This is a genomic window from Apibacter sp. B3706, from assembly GCF_011082725.1.
GTDB lineage: Bacteria > Bacteroidota > Bacteroidia > Flavobacteriales > Weeksellaceae > Apibacter.
Genome location: NZ_CP049715.1, coordinates 1,484,195 through 1,506,999 on the forward strand (window position 1 = coordinate 1,484,195; position 22,805 = coordinate 1,506,999).

The 22,805-nt window shown below is 31.6% G+C and carries 17 protein-coding genes; 3 read left to right on the plus strand and 14 right to left on the minus strand.

Going from position 1 to position 22,805, the window contains the following annotated elements; all coding sequences use genetic code 11:
- Window positions 1-37: 37 nt before the first annotated feature.
- The 5 genes from G8C41_RS06635 to G8C41_RS06655 all read right to left on the minus strand — a co-directional run bounded on the left by G8C41_RS06635 (window position 38) and on the right by G8C41_RS06655 (window position 9,723).
- Window positions 38-2,185 (minus strand): endonuclease MutS2, encoded by a 2,148-nt coding sequence (locus G8C41_RS06635; protein ID WP_166006828.1) that lies wholly within the window; start codon window positions 2,183-2,185, stop codon window positions 38-40.
- 116 nt (window positions 2,186-2,301) lie between these two features.
- A complete protein-coding gene (gene dgt, locus G8C41_RS06640; RefSeq protein ID WP_166007698.1) occupies window positions 2,302-3,675 on the minus strand; it encodes a dGTP triphosphohydrolase in 1,374 nt (457 codons plus the stop codon).
- Window positions 3,676-3,799: 124 nt separating this feature from the next.
- The gene (locus G8C41_RS06645) at window positions 3,800-5,467 is read right to left on the minus strand and encodes a formate--tetrahydrofolate ligase (RefSeq protein ID WP_166007700.1); all 1,668 of its coding nucleotides are present in this window, start codon (window positions 5,465-5,467) and stop codon (window positions 3,800-3,802) included.
- A 169-nt stretch (window positions 5,468-5,636) separates the two neighbouring features.
- The gene (locus tag G8C41_RS06650; protein WP_255466923.1) at window positions 5,637-8,063 is read right to left on the minus strand and encodes a TonB-dependent receptor; all 2,427 of its coding nucleotides are present in this window, start codon (window positions 8,061-8,063) and stop codon (window positions 5,637-5,639) included.
- Window positions 8,050-9,723, minus strand: a complete 1,674-nt coding sequence (locus G8C41_RS06655; RefSeq protein WP_166006830.1) for a M23 family metallopeptidase — start codon at window positions 9,721-9,723, stop codon at window positions 8,050-8,052. The genes G8C41_RS06650 and G8C41_RS06655 overlap by 14 nt, the downstream gene beginning before the upstream one ends.
- A 457-nt stretch (window positions 9,724-10,180) precedes the next feature.
- Here G8C41_RS06655 and G8C41_RS06660 point away from each other — a divergent pair, with 457 nt between their 5' ends.
- The gene (locus G8C41_RS06660) at window positions 10,181-10,642 is read left to right on the plus strand and encodes an energy transducer TonB (protein ID WP_166006832.1); all 462 of its coding nucleotides are present in this window, start codon (window positions 10,181-10,183) and stop codon (window positions 10,640-10,642) included.
- Window positions 10,629-11,948 carry a M28 family metallopeptidase gene (locus G8C41_RS06665; RefSeq protein WP_166006834.1) on the plus strand — a complete coding sequence of 440 codons (1,320 nt, stop codon included), beginning with the start codon at window positions 10,629-10,631 and terminating at the stop codon, window positions 11,946-11,948. Before G8C41_RS06660 ends, G8C41_RS06665 begins: the two co-directional genes overlap by 14 nt.
- Window positions 11,949-12,008: 60 nt before the next feature.
- On the opposite strand, the gene deoD is transcribed toward G8C41_RS06665, so the two are convergent.
- The gene (deoD, locus tag G8C41_RS06670) at window positions 12,009-12,725 is read right to left on the minus strand and encodes a purine-nucleoside phosphorylase (protein WP_160543010.1); all 717 of its coding nucleotides are present in this window, start codon (window positions 12,723-12,725) and stop codon (window positions 12,009-12,011) included.
- 112 nt (window positions 12,726-12,837) lie between these two features.
- On the minus strand, window positions 12,838-14,034 hold the full coding sequence (locus G8C41_RS06675; RefSeq protein ID WP_160557828.1) for an aspartate aminotransferase family protein: 1,197 nt from the start codon (window positions 14,032-14,034) through the stop codon (window positions 12,838-12,840).
- Between the two features lie 372 nt (window positions 14,035-14,406).
- Between G8C41_RS06675 and G8C41_RS06680 the strand changes: the two genes are divergently transcribed.
- Window positions 14,407-15,777, plus strand: coding sequence for a hydroxymethylglutaryl-CoA synthase family protein (locus G8C41_RS06680; protein ID WP_166006836.1), 1,371 nt, complete (start codon window positions 14,407-14,409; stop codon window positions 15,775-15,777).
- A 73-nt stretch (window positions 15,778-15,850) separates the two neighbouring features.
- Here G8C41_RS06680 and G8C41_RS06685 read toward each other — a convergent pair whose 3' ends face one another.
- The 7 genes from G8C41_RS06685 to argS form a co-directional block, all read right to left on the minus strand.
- A complete protein-coding gene (locus G8C41_RS06685) occupies window positions 15,851-16,981 on the minus strand; it encodes a DegT/DnrJ/EryC1/StrS family aminotransferase (protein WP_160568307.1) in 1,131 nt (376 codons plus the stop codon).
- Between the two features lie 118 nt (window positions 16,982-17,099).
- Complete coding sequence (locus tag G8C41_RS06690) at window positions 17,100-17,870, minus strand: FKBP-type peptidyl-prolyl cis-trans isomerase (protein ID WP_166006838.1); 771 nt, start codon at window positions 17,868-17,870, stop codon at window positions 17,100-17,102.
- Between the two features lie 28 nt (window positions 17,871-17,898).
- Entirely contained in the window at window positions 17,899-18,636 is a 738-nt protein-coding gene (locus tag G8C41_RS06695) for an FKBP-type peptidyl-prolyl cis-trans isomerase (protein ID WP_166006840.1), read from the minus strand.
- A gap of 224 nt (window positions 18,637-18,860) precedes the next feature.
- Window positions 18,861-19,379 (minus strand): hypothetical protein, encoded by a 519-nt coding sequence (locus G8C41_RS06700; protein ID WP_166006842.1) that lies wholly within the window; start codon window positions 19,377-19,379, stop codon window positions 18,861-18,863.
- A gap of 104 nt (window positions 19,380-19,483) precedes the next feature.
- The gene (dnaX, locus tag G8C41_RS06705) at window positions 19,484-20,575 is read right to left on the minus strand and encodes a DNA polymerase III subunit gamma/tau (protein ID WP_166006843.1); all 1,092 of its coding nucleotides are present in this window, start codon (window positions 20,573-20,575) and stop codon (window positions 19,484-19,486) included.
- Window positions 20,576-20,617: 42 nt separating this feature from the next.
- On the minus strand, window positions 20,618-21,040 hold the full coding sequence (locus tag G8C41_RS06710; RefSeq protein ID WP_166006845.1) for a Fur family transcriptional regulator: 423 nt from the start codon (window positions 21,038-21,040) through the stop codon (window positions 20,618-20,620).
- A gap of 1 nt (window position 21,041) precedes the next feature.
- The gene (gene argS, locus G8C41_RS06715) at window positions 21,042-22,805 is read right to left on the minus strand and encodes an arginine--tRNA ligase (protein ID WP_166006847.1); all 1,764 of its coding nucleotides are present in this window, start codon (window positions 22,803-22,805) and stop codon (window positions 21,042-21,044) included.

Consider the following 22,805-nt stretch of genomic DNA (forward strand, 5'->3'; position numbering starts at 1 on the left):
TTAAGATGTCTTACATTAATTTTTATTAAAATTTATATTATACTTTTTCAATTTCATAAACTGAAATTTTAGTTGTAAACAGTCCATAATTTAAAAACGCTGTTTCTCCTTCAATTTTATCTATGGTAGCAACACTGGAGCTGCCTTTAATTCGAACTCTTTTTCCTTCTTTCATCCATTTTTTTGCTCTATCTGCAGTTGTTCGTACTTCTTCAGCCTTTGTTTCTTCTAATTGCTTTTTTATTTCTTCTTTTTTTAACTCGGTCTTAACTTTGTTTCGTTGCTTCTTAGTTTGAATTTTTTCAACTTCAGTAACTTGTGTTTTTTTATATTTTTCTTGTTCCAGTATTTTAGTAAAGTCTTTTATAATATCTCTTTTTTTCTTACCACTTGAATATGCGTCTATATATTTTTCAAATTTTTGACCCAGTTGATTTAACTTAGTTTCTTCATCATACAACTTCTGAAAATTAATCAGTTTTTGTTTATAATTATTGATCGTATCGGTCAATTGTTTTTTCTTCTCTTCTGAATGATCAATTTTCTTATTTAAATCGCCTTTTAATTTTTCAACTTGATATTTTTCCTGCTGTAAACGTACTATAGTTTTATCTAAATTAACCTTATCTTTTTCAATTTTTTGCTTGGCAACTTGAATAATTTCTTTAGGTATTTTATTTTTTTCTGCCACTTCAAACGTAAATGAACTTCCCACCTGTCCTACTTCCAACTTATATATAGGTTGCAAAGTTTTCTCGTTAAATAACATAGACGCATTTTTGGTATGACTTAATTCTTCTATCTTCAATTTGATATTGGTATAATGAGTCGTGATAATACCGAAAGATTTTTTATGATAGAAATATTCCAAAAATGCTTCTGCCAATGCTCCCCCTAATTCAGGATCAGATCCGGTTCCAAATTCATCAATCAATAATAAGGTATGTGCATCGGCTTGTTTAATGATTTGTTGCATTTTCCTTAATCGAGAACTATAAGTACTTAACTGATTTTCAATCGATTGATTATCTCCTATATCGGTAAGTATTTTATTAAAAAATCCTACCTTAGATTTAGGATGCACCGGAATTAAAATACCACTTTGTATCATGAGCTGCAACAATCCAACTGTTTTCAGTGTAATACTTTTACCTCCGGCATTCGGACCTGAAATACATATAATCCGAATGTTTTTGTCCAGGGTAAGTGTCTGTGGAATCGTTGTTTTTTTCTCTTTTTTATTTGTAAGAAAAAGAATTGGATGATAAGCATTGATCAGATGAACTTCCGCTTGATCAGTAATTTCAGGCAATACTGCATCTAATGCTTCCGCATATCTTGCTTTTGCCTGTATTACATCTAATTTATATATATAGTGTTGATATTTTTCTAATAACGGGTAAAATTCAACCATTTGCTGAGTCAGGTTAAAAAGAATTTTTTCTATTTCCTTTTTTTCCTGATTGATTAATTCCATTAATCGTACATTGGGTTGAATCACAGATTCCGGTAGGATAAAACAGATCGAACCGGTTTTAGAAAAACCTAATACTCTGCCTTTGACTGATTTTTTAAAAGACGATTTTACAGCCAACACTCGTTGGTCATCAATAACACTTTCCCTGATTTCATCTAAAACTCCTGTTTGAGAAAAATGGGTTACTGTTTTATCAAAATTTTCCTGTATAGTTTTCCTGATTATCTGGATATGCTCTCTTATATTTTGCAGAGTAACGGTTGCATCATTCTTAACTTCACCAAAACGATTGAATATTTTATTTACCATTAAAATAATCTCTTTGGTATATTCAATATGTGAGAGATTTTTATGTAGAGTAGGAAAATAATCTTTAAATTTTTCAAAATGAACAATTAGTGAATTCACTAATTGAGATAAATTTCTAATTTTATGAAAGGATCTTGCTTCTAACGTAAAATTTTCTATAAGAAGCATTTTTAATTCAGTTTCAATATCATCATATTCCCTGAACGGAATATAATTTTCATTAGAAAAGCTTCCTAAATATTCATTGACACAGTGAAGACTTTCTTTAATTTTTTCTTTTTTTAGAGGTTTGAGCTGAGCAACTAAATCCTTTGACTTTTCTGAATAACAAAAGGGTATTATTTCATCAATAATCTTCTGAAATTCTAATTCTTTTAACGTATCTTCTGATATCTGCATAGTATCCTTTGTACTGTATATAATACGTATACAAAAATAAGGCTTTTTCTTCTTCTATATTTACTCTTCGATGAACTTCACTTTGAATTAAACCTAAATTTTGATTAAATATCCAGTTACAAAGTCATGCCTATATCAATTCCCTTAATTTTTCTGTATAAATCTGTAGCGTAATTATCGGTCATTCCCGATACAAAATCAATAATACCCAAAACTTTTTCATAATCTCCTTTGTCTTCATATAGAAACTGTTTAGGAATGAGTTGAACCGCTCTTTTTTCATATCCTAAACGTTCTTTTTCTGATTTTAAAATTGACGGTATAAAATGATCCAGTAATTCATACATCACATTATATCCTGCATTTTCAATTTCAACTACCGATCGATGATTATATATATGGGTTTTGGAAAATTCTTTGATAGTTTGAATTGCTTTGCATTCCTGCTGAATTAGGTCATATATGGAAGTTTGCAAAGTACCTTTTATAATTTCTTCAAAGTATTTTTTATACAATTCCACTGATCTGGAAATTAATGCACCGATTGATACAGCACGCAGAAAAGAAATACGATCGTTTTTATCTTCAATACTATCCAATTTTTTCTTCACTCTGCTCCATTTATTATTACCGTGTATTTCTTCAATAATTTGTTGCAAAAGTTCTTCACATATTTGAGCATTTATAAATCCTAATCGTTGGGCATCTTCCAAATCAATAATGTTATAGCAAATATCATCGGCAGCCTCTACAATCCAAACAAAGGGATGTCTATGATAACACAAGGGATTTTCTTGTACCAAAATCATAGTCGTTTCGTGAGCTATGTCTTTAAACGTATTTTTTTCGGATTGAAAAAAACCAAATTTTTTTCTTTCTATTACATTTTTATCTTTTGCTATGGATTCACAGGGATATTTAGCAATCGACGCTAAAGTTGAATACGTAAGCATAGCTCCTCCTTCGGACTTACCGTTTTGTTTTTGTGTCAAGATGCGTATGGCATTGGCATTACCCTCAAAATTTAAAAAATCGCTCCATTCTAATGCTGAAAATTTATCTTTTAATTGAGAAGCATTTCGTTGGAAATAACTGGCAATTGCATCTTCTCCGGAATGTCCAAATGCAGGATTACCAATATCATGACATAAACAAGCTGTTGAAATTACATTGTAAAGACTATGTCTATATAATTCTTTATTTTGTTCTGTTAGCTCCGAAGCATAAGTTGTTGCTATAAAGTTTCCAATATCGCTTCCTAGAGATCTGCCCACTGAAGCCACTTCTAATGAATGCGTCAACCGATTATGTACAAAGACGCTTCCCGGCAATGGAAAAACTTGTGTTTTGTTTTGCAATCTTCTGAAAGAGGTTGAAAATATAACCCGATCAAAATCTCTTTGATACTCACTTCTTGCGTCTGTATGTTTATCCGTAGATTTATATTGTATACCTGTTCTTTTTTCTGAGAACAGTTGGTTTATATTCATCATTCGTTTAATGATAATTAAAAATAAAAATTATTTTATATGTCAAAATATTTGAAGTATGCACTCTATGACACACCTCTTTGTTCCGTTTTATTTTTATTTAATTTTTTGGATGATTGTATTTTTAACTTAATCCTTCTACTAAGCCATTAACCAAATTTATATGCATGGCAGCAGGATTTTTTGGCAAACCGGGCATACGCATGATATCTCCTGCAATTACAACTATAAATTCCGCTCCTCGGTTTATTACCAAATCCCTAATTTCTAAATCAAAGTCTTTAGTTACTCCGTAAGCGGTAGGATTTGCAGAAAATGAAAATTGAGTTTTTGCGATGCAAACGGGAAATTTACTCATATCGCTATCTTCCAGTTTTTTTATTTTTTGAGAAGCTTGTTTACTAAAACTTACCGATGAAGCTCCGTATATTTTTTTTGCTACTTTTTCAATTTTTACTTTAATAGAATCCTCATCTTTATATATAAATTTCAATTTTTCGGAAGGACTATTTTCTATCGTTTCTACTACTAATTCTGCCAGGTCTACTGCTCCTTTTCCTCCCTCTGTAAATGCATTATTAATTGCAAAGCCAACCCCTCTTTTTTGACAAAATTCTTTTACTAAAGATATTTCTTTCTCTGTATCATTTGTATATTTATTAAAAGCAACTAATACGGTTTGCCCGTATGATTTAATATTATCGATATGCTTTTCCAAATTTTGAAGCCCTTGAGCGATTCCGTCAACATTTTCTTCCTTTATATGAGATATAGGAACTCCTCCGTGCATTTTCAATCCTTGAGCCGTTGCCACAAGAACTGTGAGTTTAGGTTCTAACCCTGATTTTCTGCACTTTATATCATAAAATTTTTCAGCACCCAAATCAGCACCAAAACCCGCTTCTGTAATTACATATTCTCCATGACTCATAGCCAGTTTTGTTGCCAGTACGGAATTGCACCCATGAGCTATATTGGCAAAAGGACCTCCATGTACAAATGCGGCTGTATTTTCAGAGGTTTGTACTAAGTTAGGGAGTAAGGCATCCTTTAATAAAACCGTAATAGCTCCTGCAACACCCAAATCTTTTACAGTAAAAATGCTACCATCTGTTTTGTAACCCAGTAAAATATTTTCAATCCTTCTTCGTAAATCATCTATATCCGTTGCCAAGCATAGTATAGCCATAATTTCTGAAGCAGGGGTTATATCAAATCCCGATTCTTGAATCACGCCGTTAGCATTTCCTCCCAATCCGGAAATTATATTGCGTAGATTTCGATCATTAACATCTAATACTCTCTTCCAAACCACTTCTTTTAATACCTCCGTAGTGCCTCTGTTTTGATAATTATAATTATCCAATAATGCCGTGATCATATTATGAGCTGAGGTAATAGCATGAAAATCTCCTGTAAAATGAAGATTGATATTTTCCATGGGCAGCACTTGTGCATATCCTCCTCCTGCAGCTCCTCCTTTCATACCAAAACAAGGTCCTAAAGAAGGTTCTCTTAAAGCAACTATTGCTTTTTTACCAATTTTATTGAGCCCTAAAGCCAAACCTATGGATACTGTTGTTTTTCCTATTCCTGCTTTAGTTGGCGTTATGGAAGTTACTAAAATTAAATTAGATTTGTTTATTTTCTCTTTGGATTCCAGCTCAAGGGGAACTTTTGCTATATATTTTCCAAAGGGTATTATTTCCTTTTCAGGAATATTTATGTTTTCCGCTATTTCGGATATAGGTTTCAGTTTTATGGAACGAGCTATTTCTATATCTGAATTTATTTTTTTATATGTATGTTTACTTTCCATCTGATTAAAATTTAAATACTTAATTTCAAATATATATATTTTATATCAATAATCGTATAATAATAAGTTAACATTATAACTTGTTTAACTTAGTATCTAAAATAGCAACAGATCATAGGTTTCCTGATTAGGAGATTCTAGGCTATAATTTTACATTTAATTTTACATTAAAAAACCTTCCCGTTAGTTTATTAGGTACTGCATAATAAGAAGTTGAATTGACATCTCTGATCCAATCATTACTGACCGTATTTCTGACATCAAAAACATTAAATATTTCTAACCCCAACGATAACTCCTTAAACTTATCCCAAGAGGTACCGATATGAGCTTTATTCTTTTTTTGATCCACAAAAACATAAGTCAAGCCAACATCGGCTCGTTTATAATCCGATAAGGTGGTTTGATAGTTATACGGATCTGAATATAAAGGGGCTCCGTTGGGAAGACCGGATGCATAGACTAAATTTACATTGGCTTTAAATTGAGGATATTTCTTCATATAATCCTGAAAAAATAATCCAATTTTAAATCTCGGATCTGTCGGACGCGGTATATAACCTCTTCCGTCAATATTCTCTTCGGTTTTACCGTAAGAAACCGATAACCACGATTCGGCACCCTCTACAAATTCACCATTCAATCGGGCATCTATTCCATAGGCATACCCTTTGGAATTATTATCTCCGGTATAAATTATCCTGACATTATCTACAAAATAGGGTATTAAATCATCTAATTTCTTGTAATAAATTTCCGTTGTTAATTTAAATGGATGTTTGTTGAGCATTTTAAACTCAAAGTCATTACCTAAAATAAAATGTATGGAACGTTGCGATTTAATTTTATCATTAAGCGTACCGTCTAATCGTAAAGCTTCTTTATAAAAAGGGGGTTGATAGTAGAAACCCGTAGCAAAACGAAAAAGCATATCTATCTTCCAATCCGGCTTTAAAGCAATTTGTGCTCGAGGACTCACATTGGTTTCTCCATTGAAATCCCAATGGGTTACTCGAACTCCTCCATTAATTAATACACGAGTGGTATTCCACATGAATTTAGTTGAATATTGCAAGTATCCATTAACTCGATTGGATTTTAACTTATTATTAGCTGAAACATGATTTATTAAAATCAAATCGGATTCATCTAAATTTCCCGGCGGTACTAAAGGTCTTGGTATGACATATCCTGCCGAATCAATAAGCTGCCATTCGTTTTTAAGGTTTCTTATATCTTCATGTTGGTATTGAAAACCTGCTTCAAATGCTGAATTTACGTTTAAATTATATTTAGCCTTTAATTGTGTACCTAAAACCAACATATCCAAATTGTTTCTCCCGTGATTTATTTGTCCTCCTGAATTGAAGGAAGGCAAGAAATCGCCTGTATCCTGATCTGCTTCTTGTAACCTATATCCGGCTGAAATATCAAAATATTCCTGCTCTTTAGAATGAAAAGCATATCCATCTAAATTAAAGGCTAGTTTATTTGAAGGTTTAAATTCTAAAGAGACTGTCCCGTTAGCCGTTCTATATTTATCTTTTTCATTCCCATTATAGGCAACATTTAGCTTGATTGGCTGTTGTAAAGTTCCAAATTCTACTTCTCTATTTTTGGGTTCCATTGTATAATCATTGGAAGCATAATTTCCTAAAAATGACAATTTCCATTGAGGAGTCCAGGTATACTGAAGATAACTTTGTACATCAAAATATTGCGGGTTGAAATCCGTATCTCCATCAAAAGTATTTAAAATGAGATCCGTATTTCTATATCTTGCACCTACAATTCCCGAAAATTTATTTTTTTTGTCTGCATACCCAACAGTTGCTCCGCCCCCTAATAAACTTGCTTCCAGACTAGATTCAAATTTTCGAGGTTTCCTGTATTGAATATCCAACACGCTCGACATTTTATCTCCGTATCGAGACTCAAATCCTCCGGCAGAAAAATTAATGGAAGAAACCATATCCGGATTTATGATACTCATTCCTTCTTGTTGTCCGCTTCGCACGGTTAAGGGCTTATATATTTCTACTCCATTTATATAGACTAAATTTTCATCGTAATTTCCACCTCTAACTCTATAAAGTGAACTTAACTCACTGGCCGTACTTACAAAAACCGTATTTAAAATTTCTTCTACTCCTCCGGAAAGAGTAGGTGTATTATCAAGATTGTGTACATCAATCTGCTGCATAGTTATATCAGCCGTTTTTTTTCGAGTTCCTTTAAACACAACTTCAGGAATTTCTTTTTCTTTATCGAGCATAAGATTAAAATCCATCTTGATATCTTGATCAGACGTTATAAAAGTTTTTGTATCTGATAAATACCCCTTATGTTCAACGGTTAAAGTTATAGTAGTGTGGGAAGGTACTTGTAATCCATAATTTCCATTATTATCAGATATGGAAAATGGTTCCGGATTTGCATAAATCTTAGCTTCGGATATTGGCTTACCGTGATTATCTTGTATTTTACCCGAAATAGTTATGGTCTGCCCCCATACACTATAGGAGATCGTCCATAAGACTAGAAATGTTAGAATTTTATAATTTTTCAAAGTCGCTCGTATATATCTTTTTATTATTCACTTTATCGGTAACTATTACCTCAACTTGATGCTTACCTGATCGAATTCCTTCTTTTTCTAAGTTAGAAACAAATAGGCTGTTTTGCTTATATTCATATTCAGCAAGTACCCATTTTCCATCGATAAAAACATCAAAGGTTTTAATTCCCGATCCTGTGTCTTTAATTTTAAATGATAATTTATTTCCTATTTTTTTTGATTTTGTGAGCATCGGACAGCTAATAGTAGGTATTGATTCATCTATAGCCAGATAGAATTTTCCAAAATCTTTAGGAGTTGCTTTATATTTTCCGTTTTCATAAGAGGTATCTAAATATTCTTTTTTTAATGGACCGTAATTTGATTCTCTGATAATAACATATTTATCTGCTTTAGATTTATCCAAATTGCTCCAATCGGGTGTTATGGTGATTTCATATTTTTTGTGAATAGGAACTGATGATTGATGCACTTGGTATTGATTACTTCCGATTTTTTTATAATTAAAAGTGAAATCTTCATAAAAAGATCCTTTTTCAAAATTTACAAACAATCCATCCTGTTTAAATGAATATGGATTTTTAAAATTTACGTTTAAAAGTTCATTTCCTGATTTTATTTTTTCCCCATCATTTGTATTTTTATAAGCAATACCATTCATGGTGAAACTTCGTGCGGTAACATTACCGGCATAGTCTCCCACTTCTATTTTAACTTGATACGTTTTACCTGCTTCTACTTTTAAAATTCCTCGATTAACCTTTTGTTCATACATCTGCAAAGAATTACCCGGTAATAAATAAGTGCGATATATCCAACTGTTGTTAGCCAATAATTCGGGATAATCCACGGAAGCATTAATAGAACGGGTTTCACTAAAAGAATGCTTATCCGCTTGAAATATGGATAGAATTTGACCGTTAACCCAAGTTTTAATAAAATAAACTCCGTTTAAATTTTGAGATCCGCTCTGTTGATCGTATGCTTTTACACCGAAACCAATTTCTCCTGATACGGTATAACTTCCACCTTCAGATGTTATAATTTTAGAACTACTGCCGTTTACCTGTCCTTTTACAGGATAAATCCATGTGCCTCTTAATAAAGGTTTTATTTGATCTTTAACATCGTATCCGAATAAAAACGGATTTAATATTTCTTCTGTTTTGGTATCTCTAACTTCAAAATGTAAATGAGGTCCCCCGGATCCACCGGTGTTTCCTGAAAGTGCGATAATTTCTCCTTTTTTTATTGGAAGTTCTCCCGGTTTCAAATAAAAATCAACAGTAAAACTTTTATTTTTATATTGTTCTTTACGTGCTCTTTCTTCAATGGCTCCTTTCAATTCGCTTAAATGACCATATACCGTTGTGTATCCATTGGGATGATCTATATAAATTGCTTTACCGTATCCATAGGGTGAAATATTAATTCTAGAAATATAACCATCTTGAGAAGCCAACACAGATAATCCTGTTCTCTGTTGGGTTTTCATATCCAAACCGGAATGAAAATGGTTTTTTCGTAGTTCTCCATAATTAGCAGATAAATAAATAGGTATAGTTAAAGGGGATGCAAAATTTTTAGGATAATTTTGTGAATGGGATAAGAGCGTGAATAGTAGGGCTGCTGTTACTGCTATTTTTTTCATGGGAAATTTTAAATAATCATCTTTATGTATTATGATATAGTAATCTTTCTCAAAAATAAGAATTTCATTTTTATTTAGATTCTTTTAACACTTAATTAAGTTAAATTTTATTTATGGTGTTTAAATTGGTAATGAATATGAATAGTTGTTTGCTTACTAGTTTATTCTGTCTTTAGTGACAAAGTCATTTGTCAGATATTGAATTTCATTCATAGAATAATGAATTCTATAGTAAAATATTATTTACATTCATTATAAATTTAGGATAAAAAAAATCAGGCTTATCCATCTAAATGAACCTATTATCCAGAAGTTAACAAAAAATCTCTCCACCGATTGAATTTAAATTTTGAAATTATTTAAACCTAAAAAAATTATCCCGTATATTTGAAAAATTATTACCAATTTACCTCGTATAAATATTTAATACGTATAAATTTTAACAAAACCACTTTTTATGTTAAAAAAAAACATACACACATTTCTATCATTTATTGTCATTATTTTATTTTATAATATTGTTTCTGCTCAAGAAAAACCATCGTTACCTAAAAGTAACATTTATGAACCGTATCAGGTCCAAATAAAAGGAGAATATGAAGGAGGACGAAAGCAATTACTCAAAATTTTATCTTCTAATCTTGAATATCCTGTTAAAGCCATTAACAACCATGTTCAAGGAAAAGTGATTGTGAAATTTGTTATTGAAAAAAACGGCACAATTACTAATTTTGAAATTTTAAAAGATATAGGATACGGATGTGCCGATGAAATTATTCGTGTTTTAAAGAAAACACAAGCCAGATGGAATTCGGCCATATTAAATAAAAAGCATGTTCGGTCTTATTATACTTTACGAGTTAATTTTAAAATACCATCCAATCAATCAAAACCTTATATTCAAGATGCCCATAACTAACAAGCTGATTTCAAAAAGTTATATTGTTTTAATTATTTTTTTCTTTAATTTATCCATAGCGCAAACGCCTAAAGTATATGCGGAACAAGTGATAAAAAAACTAACTTCTTCCGAATTTGCCGGTCGAGGCTATGTTGAAGACGGAATGAAAAAAACATCGGAAGAAATTGCTGCACAATTTGAAAAAAATGGTTTATCTAAAATTCATAATTCGTATTTCCAATCCTTTTCTTATCCAATTAATATCATAGACAAAAGTTTTGTTTCTGTGAATGGCAAAGAACTGAAATTAGGTTCAGATTATTTGGTTGGTGCCGGTTCGCCATCTTTAAAGGGAACTTTTTCTCCAGTTGTATTTAATACGGGGGTAATTGACAGCTTATTTGAGTGGAATGACCGTTCTTATATTGATAAAGAATTGGAAAAAATAAATACCCGTTCAGTGGTTTTTCCGAATAAAATTTTCCCGGATAACCTGATTTTACAGGAGGAATCGGCAAATCAATTATATCGTGAGATTCCGCAACTTATTTGTAATGAAGTTTGGGATATTTCAATTCCATTGGTAATACAACAAACTTCATCAAAATTTATACATTCTTTAAGTCCTAAACAGACTAAAACCGTTAATTTATTTATTAATAATCAATCCGTACCTGATACTATCTCATCTATTACTTTAGATATAAAAACCCATTTTGAACCTAATTTTGAAGCTAATAATGTAGTAGGTTATATAAAAGGCAAACGTTCTGACAGCCTTATTGTATTAACTGCTCATTATGATCATCTGGGTAAAATTAATGACGTTATATTTCCCGGTGCAAATGATAATGCCAGTGGTGTTGCTCTGCTACTTTCAATGGCTAAAGTTTTTGAAAAAAACAAACCCAATTTTGATATAGTATTTATTGCTTTTGCCGGAGAAGAGGCAGGATTAAAAGGTTCTCAATATTTTGTGGATCATCCTTTGTTCGATCTAAAGAAAATTAAATTTTTAATAAATTTTGATATGGTAGGTACGGGAGAAGATGGAATTCAAGTTGTAAACGGCAAAGAGTATTTTAAGCAATTTACTAAGCTTGACAATATAAGTTATATGTATAATTATTTAAAACAGGTTAAAATCAGAGGAAGTGCCTGTAATAGTGATCATTGCCCTTTTTACGAAAAAGGAGTTCCTTCTTTTTATATTTATACTTTAGGGGTAAAAAGCGGATATCATGATATATACGATTCAGAAGTTTCTCTGTATGCCTTCGATAAGTTGGTGGCCCTACTAACTAAATTTATAAATGTATTATAATATATTCATAAAAAAGGCAAGTAAAAATTACTTGCCTTTAACTTTATTTATCATGAATTTTTATTGAAAACCGATAGCTGATTCCAAAGCTAGAACCATCATCGTATCAAAAGAGGATTGTCTCTCCTGTGCTGATATATTTTCTTTTGTAATGAATGAATCAGAGATGGTCAATAAACAAGCTGCATTCTTACCTAAAACTTGGGCATTATGGAATAGAGCAAAACTTTCCATTTCTACGCAACCGCAACCATGATCTTGAATTAATTTTTTATAATCTGTTCCTCCTTCTACATAAAAAACATCACTGGAATGTATACAAGCTTCATGAATTGAAATGTTCAATTCAATTGCTTTCTTTGCAATAAATACATTTAATTCTTCTGACGGATAGGTTTTATCTTTGTCGTATCCTGACTGAACTTTTGCATAAGAGGATTCACTATATGCGCTATTTCCTAATACTACGTCATATATTTTAATGTCTTCAACATACGAACCTGCTGAACCAATTCGTATAATAGTGTCAACTCCGTACTGAGAGAATAGCTCATAAGAATAGATACCTATACTTGGCATTCCCATACCGGATCCCATAATAGATATTTTTTTTCCTTTATAAAGACCGGTATATCCAAGCATGTTCCTGACAGAATTAAATTGTATTGGATTTTCTAAATATTTATCCACTATATATTTAGCCCTTAATGGATCTCCGGGCATCAATACTGTTTTTGCAATTTCTCCGAATTCTGCCTGAATGTGTGCAGTTGCCATATTATTTAATTTTAGTTTTTTTGTGAAGTAAAGATAAGAATACTATCTTTACTTGATTAGTTATTGGTTTAATTAAAACTTGAATTATTATTCGTTTTAAACTTAGTACAATTTAAAATTCTTTAGCTACTTCATCGATAGATTCTAAAATAATATCACATCCTTTAATAATCTCTTCCGGAGTAATGGTTAATGGAGGCGAAATTCGTAAGAATTCATTTCTGTATAATTGCCAAAAAACGATTAATCCTTTATGCATACATCTTTCAGCAACTTTTAAGCTAAATTCAGGTGATCTTAGTTGCACAGCCAACATTAGACCTCTTCCGTTAATGGAGAGAATTTCCTTATGTTTTAATTTTTCTCTGTATAATTTTTCTTTGCTGTGAACTTGATCCATCAAATCGGTTGTCAATAATTCTTCCATAACCGCACAAGCTGCTGCAGCCGGAATAGGATTACCGCCGAAAGTGGTTACATGGCCTAGTTTAGGATGATCTGCTAAAGTATCCATCATTTCAGCAGAAGCCATAAAGGCTCCTATCGGAATTCCTCCGGCCATACCTTTCCCCATGGCCAAGATGTCGGGAACCAGGTCGTACCACTGAAAAGCAAATAACTTACCTGTTCTGCCAAATCCGGGCTGTATCTCGTCTAATATTAGTAATGCTCCGACTTCTTCACATCTGTTTTTTAATTTTTTCAAATAATTGTTTTCAGGGGTTATAAATCCTGCCGCCCCTTGAATGGTTTCAACTACTACTCCCGCTGTTTTTTCAGTTATTTTAGCTAAATCTTCTTCTTTATTAAAGCGTATAAAATTAATTTGAGGCAATAAAGGCTCAAAAGGCTTTTTATTAGTATCCCTACCGGCTAAACTCAAGGAACCTTGCGAGTTTCCGTGATAAGCATCAATAAACGAAATGATTTCTTGCCTGCCTGTATATCGTTTAGCTAACTTCATGGATGCTTCTATGGCTTCCGTTCCGGAATTGACCAAATAGGTTGTATGGAGCGGATCCGGTAAATTTTCCGATAACATTTTACATATCTGCACCGGCTTTTCCATGGCATATTCTCCATATACCATTACGTGTAAGTATTTATCCGCCTGATCTTTAATCGCTTGAATAACTTTCGGGTGGGAATGACCTAAAGTATTTGCCGAAACTCCCGCTACAAAGTCCAGATATGCCTTGCCATCTTTTCCGTATATATAATTTCCTACAGCTTTGTCTACTTCAAAACCTGAGGCATAAAAAGTTGTTTTTGCTTGATATTTAAAAAAATCCTCTTGTAATTTACCCATTTCTCAATGATTTTTACAGGCAAAAATACGGAATATATTGCAGCTTATATATGGTAATTTTTTAATAATTATTTCTTAAAAAATTCTTTTTATTATTGTTATATTGGATTATAATTATATGATAAATATCATAAAGACAATTCAAATTTAGTTTTTTTATACCTTTTTTCATCCAATGTTTTTTTAGATATTTGATTATAGCTTTAAATAAATTATTCTGTATAGGTACTTTATGAAAATATTTAAGATTTATAAATTTAAATTTTTCAACTTAAACAGTATAAACACTAGTTACTTTTCCTTTTGATAAAACTTTATACCAACCTAAAATACATTTGTTTTTACTACTTTTGTGAAGAATTTATTGATATTATGAATTATGATGTAAAAGTGGGTATTGACGCGTTTTCTTTTGATATCCCGAAAATATATTTACCTATAAAAGAATTAGCAATTGCTAGGGACATTGAACCTGCAAAGCTTGAAAAGGGTTTAGGTTTACTTAAAATGTCGCTTCCTGATGTTCATCAAGACGTAATAGTTTTTGCCGCTAACGCTCTAAAAAAGTTATTGGAGCAAGAAGGATTGCGCCCGGAAGAAATTAACCGAATCTATATAGGTACAGAAAGCGGTATTGATTCTTCCAAACCTATCGGATCTTTTCTGGTATCCCTAATGGAAGATCTTTATGGGGAAGGTTCTTTTGAGCATTGCGATGTGGTAGACCTTACTTTTGCCTGTATTGGAGGGGTAGATGCCCTACATAATTCATTAGATTATATTAGAGTAAATCCTGATAAAAAAGCAATAGTCATCGGTACGGATTATGCAAAATATGACCTGAATTCTACCGGAGAATATACACAAGGAGCAGGTGCTGTAGCTTTATTATTGTCTGCAAATCCAAGAATCATTTCTATCAAAAATAAAATTGGAATTAGTACAAAAGGGGTTTTTGACTTTTTTAAGCCTAAAAGAAGCTTATCTAAAAAAGAAGTCACTGAAAAAGATAATAATCCGGTTTGGTTTGGAATAGAAGAAGACGAAATCAATCTTTTTAAGGAACAACCTATTTTTGACGGTCAATATTCAAATACCTGTTATCAGAATAGACTAAAGGGTGCCTATTTTCATCTTAAAAAATTATTAGGCGCTGAAACCACTCTTTATCAACAGTGGAAAAATATAATTGTGCATTCTCCTTATTCTTTTCAAGGGAGAAGAATGTTTTCTGAAATATATGCTTTAGATTCCGATTTAAAAGAATCTTTACCCCCTCAAGAAAAGGAATACACCGATAAACTCAAGGAAATAAGTAAAACTCCGGAATATAAATCTTTTGTACAAGAAAAGTTTGCTCCTGCCGAAGTTGCATCTTCCAATATTGGAAATATGTATACCGGATCAATTTTTATGGGATTATTATCTACCTTGTATTATCATGTAAAAAACAATTCCGAAATTATCGGAGAAAAATTTGGCTTTTTAGCTTATGGTAGCGGTTCAAAATCGAAGGCGTTTGAAGGTGTGATTGAAAAGGAATGGAAAACTCAATCTGAAAAGCTTCACTTGTTTGAAACATTAGAACAAACTCAAGCTATTGATATGGATACTTATCATGCTTTATATAAAAAAGAATTAAAAACATCTGTACTTGCTCCTAAAAATGAATATATGTTGGAAAGTATTGAACATGAAAATCCTGTATTACTGGGTGCCAGATATTATAAGTTTAAACAATAAAAAATTATTTAATATAATATAAAAGCCTGAGAATATTCTCAGGCTTTTTTTATTTTTAGGATCTTTACCGTTTTTATTTAAAAAAACTTAAAACCGTTTCTGTAATATATTTTAGCTGATCATCTTGCAATTCCGTATGCATAGGTAAAGAAATTACTTCATTGATTAGCTTGTTGGTTGCCGGAAAATCTTCATCTTTATAATTTCCGTTATCGTAAGCTTTTTGTTTTCTTAAAGGTACAGGATAGTATATCATTGCAGGAACTTCTCTTTCAGAAAGATATTTTTGTAAAGCATCTCTATCTGAATTAATCACTTTTAACGTGTATTGATGAAACACATGGGTGGAATAATTTTCCATTCTTACAGGAATAACTAAATTAGGATGATTGGAAAAAGCTTGATCGTAATAGTCAGCAGCCTTTCTTCTCTTTTCATTATAGGAATCCAATAAAGGTAATTTTGCATTCAAGACTACAGCCTGTAAACTATCCAATCGTGAATTTACCCCAATTTCATCATGGTAATATCTTTTGTACATTCCATGATTAACAATTCCGCGTATTTTATGTGCTAATTCATCATTATCTGTAAAAAGGGCACCTCCGTCGCCGTAACAACCTAAATTTTTAGATGGAAAAAAGGAAGTGGTTCCTATAATCCCCATTGTTCCTGATTTTTTACGAGTTCCGTTTCTAAAAGTATATTCTGAACCTATTGCTTGGGCATTATCTTCAATAACATATAAATTGTGTTCATTTGCAATCTGTATAATTTCTTCCATATTTGCACATTGCCCGAATAAATGCACAGGAATAATAGCTTTTGTTTTAGGTGTAATGGCTTTTCTTATAGCATCCGGACTTATAGTAAAAGTTTCATAATCTACATCTACTAAAACAGAATTCAGCTTTAACAAGCTAATTACTTCCACGGTTGCTGCAAAAGTAAAATCAGCGGTTATGACTTCATCACCGGGTTGTAGATTCAGAGCCATTAGAGCTATTTGTAATGCTTCTGTACCATTACCGCATGGAATAACATGTTTTACATCTAAATATTTTTCTAAATTTTGAGCAAATGAATTGACTTGCGGTCCATTGATAAAAGAAGCGGTGTTTAATACTTCTTCAAATCCTTTATCTACAGTAGGTTTTATATGCTGGTATTGGTTGATTAAATCCACCATTTGAATTTTCTTCATATGTAAAATTTTGAACACAAATTTACTAAATGAATTTGTAATGCCGCTTCTATAAAAAGAAAAACTCTTATTAAAAATAAGAGTTTTTCTGCCTCATCTACTATTTTATAAGAGTAATTTATTTTTGTTTTTGTTGGGTTTGTTCTTGTACTTCATCTAATTGTTGAGGTGTAATCTGCATAGGTGCTTGATTTTTTACATCTTTAGGCATTGGTTTAAAATCTACCAATTCCACTTCAAATATTAGAGCTTGATTAGGACCCGCAGGACCATTTTCCCCATAGGCTAAGTCTGAAGGCACATATAATATGTATTTGGCTCCTTTAGACATCAATTTAACCCCTTCTTTCCATCCGGGTACCACTCTTGCTAAAGGAATATCAGCCGGTTTACCTTCGGTTTGTTTTTTAGAATCTTCAATCACGGAACCATCGGTTGTTTTCAATACATAATTTACGGATACCATATCTTCATCGGTTGGCTTTGCTCCGTTTCCTTCTTTTTCAACTTTATATTGTAGTCCTGAAGCTGTTGTTTTAACGCCTTCTTTCTTTTTATTTTCTTCTAGGAATTTTTTACTTTCTTCTGCATTTCTTTTTGCTATTTTTTCCAAATGTTTAGGAACATAAACAGTCATAAAAGATTGTATGGAATCTTCTGAGAATAATAATTGTTTACCCTCAAATTTGTCTTCCATGGCTTGTTTAATAATATTTACATTTAAATCTTTATCAAACCCTTGAATTTTAAAATTACGAGCAAGATCTAAGCCAATTGCATAGGCTGCTTTTTCATCATCGGTATTTAATTTTGTAACTCTTTGTCCTTCCTTATTACATGCAACAAGGCTGATACCTGCTAATGCCAGTAAAATTGTTTTCTTTATCATTGTGTTAAATAGTTAAATATAATTTTTTTTAATTGGCTGAGTTTTCTGTATTATCTTCCGGTTTTTTGAAATCCACTAATTCAATATCAAAAATCAATACAGAATTAGGTCCTATATCCATTCCCGCTCCATTTTCTCCATAAGCAAGTTCAGAAGGAATGAAAAATCTATATTTTGACCCTTTGGTCATTAAGGCTACCCCTTCAGTCCAACCTTTAATTACTCTGTTTAATTGAAATTCAATTGGGTTACCTGCATTATTTTTATCTGTCGAATCAAATATTTTTCCATCGAGAAGTTTACCGGTATACTTAACTTTTACCATATCATCTTCGTTTGGCTTTTCATTAGATTTACTTTTTTCTAAAACCTCATATTGTAACCCAGATGCAGTTGTAATTACTCCTTTTTTCTTTTTATTTTTTTCTAAAAAAGCTAATCCTTGAGTTTTATTTAGCTCTCCTTGTTCTTTTCTTTTCTTTTCAAATTCCAGTCTTTTTTTTGAAAAATATTTCTGCATAAAGGAATTTACAGAATCCATAGGGAAAATCGATGGTTTACCGGCTAATTCATCCCTAAATGTCTGATTAAATATATTAATATCTATATCTTGTAACATATCTTGTTGTTTTAAACTTTGAACAATATTATATGCTAAAGAATACGACAATTTTTGTTTATCTGTTTTTAATTCAATTTTATCTTGTGCAGAAAGTGATAATGAGCAAATTATACCTAATAATGTAACGATTTTATTTTTTTTCATTCGTTTAAAATTTATTATTTTTTATTCTTGACCTTCTAATTTTTATACTAAAAAAATAACATTTAAATTATTTTTTCAATAGTATAAGTACCCTGCAAATATCCGATAATTTATTGAAACACGAATATAAATTTTAGTTAATATTCTATAAAAAAGAATTTATTCTTTTTTAATCAGTAAAAATCTTATAAATAAATATTGGTCATTATATTTTTTTAGTAATTTTAAAAATCTAATCGAAAATCATTTCTTAACTTCTCTAATAATGGATTTTCCTTTACCATTTTTTCGTATTTATCTTTATCTGTTAGAAGGATCGTTCTTTGAGTTTCCTTAATTTGATATTTAAAATTAATGGAATAATTATTTACCTCTTTTTTCAGTTTTTGAAAAATATCTTCACGTAAGTGTTCAAATTCATCATAAGCTGAATTGGAAGGAAATTCAAAAAAAATAGTATGATTCGGCTTAACACTGCATTGGGTCGTGTTTAAAACACTATATAAAACCGGTTGGTTTTTTAAAGTTTCCAAATAGGTATTCCAAAAACTCTTAACTTGATCTTCAGTAAAATCGTCTTTATCTCTTTCGGAAAAATCTAAATTAGCTACCTTTTCTTCTTTTTGAGAAGCCGTGTGAAGTGATCCCTTTATTGAAAGAAATGATCCTTTCTTAGTTTGATTTCCCAGAGGTATTCCACTTTTTACAATTGGTTTTGAAAGTAAATTATTTTCATCTTTCACCTGAGAATTACCAACTTTTTCTATCTGTTTCTCTTCCTCGGATTTTATGGTTTGGGGTGTTAATTTATTTTCCTGCTTTGCAGGAAGATGATTAGGCGGTGGTATTATCCTAAACTTTTTTTTTTAGTTGTAGGAGATTCACCAACTGTTAAAGATGCCAATTGCATTAAGGCTATTTCAATGGATAGTTTAGGACTTTTACTATTCCTAAAGTTTATATCAGCCTGATGACAAATTTCAATAGCGTCTATCAAAAATCTGGATGAGCAATTTTGAGCTTGTCGCAAATATTTTTGCTTGGTATTGTCTCCTACTTCCAACAGGGAAATTGTTTGAGGATTCTGTGCTACCATTAAATCTCTAAAATGACTTCCTAATCCTGAAATAAATAATTGTGGATCAAATCCTTTTTTTATAATATCATTAAAAGCTAAAAGTAATCCGGGAATATCATTTTTTAAAGCTAAATCCGTTATTTTAAAATAATATTCATAATCAAGAATGCTTAGGTTTTCTGTAACGGATGCAACTGTTAAGTTTTTTTGAGTAAAAGTAACGAGTCGGTCAAACATAGAAAGAGCATCGCGTAATCCCCCGTCTGCTTTTTGGGCGATAATATACAAAGCATCTTCTTCATATTGAATGCCTTCTTCTTGAGCTATTTTTTTTAAATGATTGTTTATATCGTTTACTTCAATTCTCTTGAAGTCGTAAATCTGACATCTTGAAAGAATGGTAGGAATAATCTTTTGCTTTTCTGTTGTTGCCAAAATAAAAATAGCATGTGCAGGTGGCTCTTCCAATGTTTTCAAAAAAGCATTAAAAGCAGCATTAGACAGCATGTGCACCTCATCAATGATATATACTTTATATTTTCCTACCTGAGGAGCGTAACGCACTTGTTCAATCAGATTCCGTATATCGTCTACAGAATTATTGGAAGCTGCATCTAATTCAAATATATTGAATGCAAAATCATTCTCATCAGTCTCTCCGTATTTTTCATTAATTTTCCTAGCTAAAATACGGGCACATGTAGTTTTACCTACTCCTCTAGGTCCACAGAAAAGCAATGCCTGAGCTAATTGATTATTATCAATGGCATGTTCCAAAGTATTGGTTATGTGACTTTGCCCTACAACAGCATCAAATTCTAAAGGTCTATATTTTCGGGCTGAAACTACAAAGTTTTCCATGAGTGTACAAAGTTACTAATTTTCTGCTTTTTCTGTTAATTTTTAGATAGGTTTCTCTGCACAATCATTACATAATCCATGAATAACAATATCTAATTTTTCAGCGATAAATCCTTCTGGAATGTTTATATTCGGCGTTCTTACAGTCCACATACAGTATATTTTTTTACAATTTTTGCAACAAAAATGCATATGGCTGTCAGCATGTTGCTCCTCAGAACAATTATCCATACATAAGGCATAAACAGTTATATGTCCATCATTTATAGTATGCAATAATCCTTTTTTTTCAAAAGTCTTTAAAGTCCTGAATAGAGTAGTTCGGTCAGAATAATCAAAACCAGACTCCAAATCCGATAAGGATAAAGCGGTATTTTGTTTTAGAAAATAATCTAAAACCAATAAACGCATGGCTGTGGGATTTATATCTTTTTGTTTTAATATGTTTTCTAAATCATACAACATACTACATTCTTTCCGGTGCCCCGATACCCAATAAACTTAACCCGTGTCTAATCACATTTCCGGTCCATTGAGTTATTGCCAAACGCAGTTGTTGCTCTGATTCATTTTCGGCATCCAAGATACGATTACTTTGATAGAAAGAGTTATATTCTTTAGAGACTTCGTATATATAATTGGCTATTAATGCGGGATTTAAATCTGCAGCAGATTTTTCAATTAGTTCCTCATAAGAGGATAAAAGTATGATTAATTTTTGTTCTGCCTTATTTAATTCTTTATCTTTAATTTCTAAGGTTTGCTTTGCGGCTTTTCTAAGCACGGAACAAGTCCGGGCATATGTATATTGGATAAACGGACCGGTATTTCCATTGAATTCGATACTTTCATTAGGGTCGAATAAAATTCGTTTCTTAGGATCAACTTTCAAAATAAAATACTTTAATGCGCCTAAGCCAATAAGTTCATTCACTTGTTCTTTTTCATTTTCGGTGTAGCCTTCTAATTTTCCTAATTCGGAAGTTTTTTTAACTGCTTCTTGATGCATTTCTTCCATTAATTCATCTGCATCAACCACCGTACCTTCTCTTGATTTCATCTTTCCACTTGGTAAATCTACCATTCCGTAGGAAAGATGATATAATTTATCTGCCCATTGATACCCTAATTTTTTTAAAATTAGAAACAATACCTGAAAATGATAGTCTTGTTCATTTCCTACTGTATAGATTAATTCATTAAGATGATAACGGGTAAATCTTTCAACGGCTGTTCCTAAGTCTTGTGTGATATAGACAGAGGTTCCGTCTCCTCTCAACAATAATTTTTGATCTAATCCCTCTTCTGTTAAGTCTGCCCAAACAGATCCATCTTCTTTTTTAAATAAAATTCCTTTTTTAAGTCCTTCTTCAATAACATCTTTTCCCAGCAAATAGGTGTCACTTTCATATTGGACTAAATCAAAAGACACTCCTAGTCTTTGATATGTTTTCTCGAAACCTGAATACACCCAACTGTTCATCTCTTTCCACAAAGCTTTTATTTCCGCATCGCCGTCTTCCCACTTTTTCAACATTTCTTGAGCTTCTAAAAGAATGGGTGCTTTTTTCTTAGCTTCATCTGCATCCATTCCCGATGAAATTAAAGATTGTATTTCATCTTTGTATTTTTGATCGAAAATAACATAATATTTTCCTACCAAATGATCTCCTTTGATTCCTGTTGTTTGTGGAGTTTCACCATTTCCATATTTTTTCCATGCCAACATGGACTTGCAAATATGAATGCCCCTATCATTAATTATTTGTCCTCTCAACACCTCATTTCCTGCTGCTTTTAAGATGTTACTAATTGAAAATCCTAATAAATTATTTCTTATATGTCCTAAATGAATTGGTTTATTGGTATTCGGAGAGGAATACTCAACCATTATTTTTTCAGTATGCTTTTTCGTAAGCTTAAAATCTTTAACTGAATATTTTTCTTTTAATAGTTTAGTAAAAACGGTCGGATTTAAAGAGAGGTTAAGAAAGCCTTTAACTACATTAAAAGCAACAAATTCCTCTTTAGCTGTAAGATATGATCCTATTTTATTGGCTATTTCCTCCGGCTTCTGTTTCACTAGCTTAACAAAGGGAAAAACCACTAAAGTATAATCTCCTTCAAATTCATCTTTAGTTATTTGTATTTCAACATCTTCAACTTTCTGTTGAAATAAATTTTCAATTGCTTGTATACTTTGTTCTTTTATATAAGACTTTAGGTTCAT